Annotated in this window: 1 pseudogene; it reads left to right on the top strand. The window is 69.4% G+C overall.

Annotation, left to right across the window (positions count from 1 at the left end):
• Window positions 1-822: 822 nt before the first annotated feature.
• Window positions 823-1,173: pseudogene (locus tag ACIBF8_RS32050) on the top strand (hypothetical protein); the annotation flags it as partial.

Below are 1,173 nucleotides of genomic sequence, written 5' to 3'. Positions count from 1 at the left end.
GAACTCAACGGACGACCACGCCAAACCCTCGACTGGCAGAATCCAGCCGAGGTACTCCACAAACACCTGGTTGCAACCGCCGCTTGAAACCGCCGTCGGGGATACCCCGTTTTCCGTGAACGCGAGTGGATCACACCCGGTGGCGGCGGTTCGGAGTCCCGGTTACGGGGCGGCGTGGGGTGTTTGTCCGGTCCTGGGTGTTTGTGGGGTGTCGGCTCCGCCTGACCGGTCGCACCTGTGGGCCGGAATCGTGGCCGGGGCGGGGTCGTTACATACCCTGACGATCGCAGCACCACCGGCCGCCGCCCCGACGCTGGGGTTGGGTCGGGCAGGTTGGAATGCCGGCCCGTGCCCGGTCGTTGTGGTCCCCACGGCAAACCGGCCGCCCGCGTCGAGCAGGGCGCTGGTAGGTGGGCCGCCGGGAATCTCCCCGGGCCCCCGGGTTGTTGTGGTCCCGCACGGCCAACCGGCCACCCCGCGTCGAGCAGGGCGCTGGTAGGTGGGCCGCCGGGAATGACCCCGCTCCGGAATGACCCCGGTCCCCGGGTCGTTGCAGCACCCACGACCGACCGCTCGGGCACCGCCCCGACGGTTGGGCCACCCCCGGAATGACCCCGGCCCCCCGGTCGTTACACACCGACCCGGCGCCCCCGAGCCCCCCGGGCTTGCGAGGTCGCCGTCCCCGACGCCCCAGTGAACGTGGGCGTCACCCCCCCAGACCTTCCCCCCTTGTTTGTGCGGCGCCGGACGAGGTGCTCACACCCTGACCGCCGTTCCCCCGTGTGGTGGTTGGGGTGTCCTACCCCCGAAGGAGCTATCCCCATGAACACGATCATTCGTAAGAGCATGTTGTCGGTTGCTGGTCTCGCGTTCGCCGGTGGTGTGTTCGCCGGTCCGATCGCCGCGCACGCCAACCCCGTCGACGCCACCCCGGTCACGGTAGCGGTGCAGGCTGACAAGCCCGACACCAGCAAGCTGATCCCACACGGCACCCAGGGCGAGCAGTCGCACATCACCCTCAACGATGAGCAGACCGCGAACGTGAAGGCGATTATCGCCGCGACGAAGAAGGCCGGCCTGCCTGAGCGGGCCGCGGTGATCTCGATCGCGACGAGTCTGCAGGAGTCGAAGCTGGAGAACCTGGGCCACCTCGGCGACGCCAACGACCACGAC

Origin of the sequence: Micromonospora sp. NPDC050276, from assembly GCF_044459545.1 — a bacterium.
In the GTDB taxonomy this organism is placed as follows: Bacteria; Actinomycetota; Actinomycetes; order Mycobacteriales; family Micromonosporaceae; genus Micromonospora.
The sequence above is the reverse complement of the archived record's forward strand: the minus strand, read 5'-3'. Positions and strand labels throughout refer to the sequence as shown.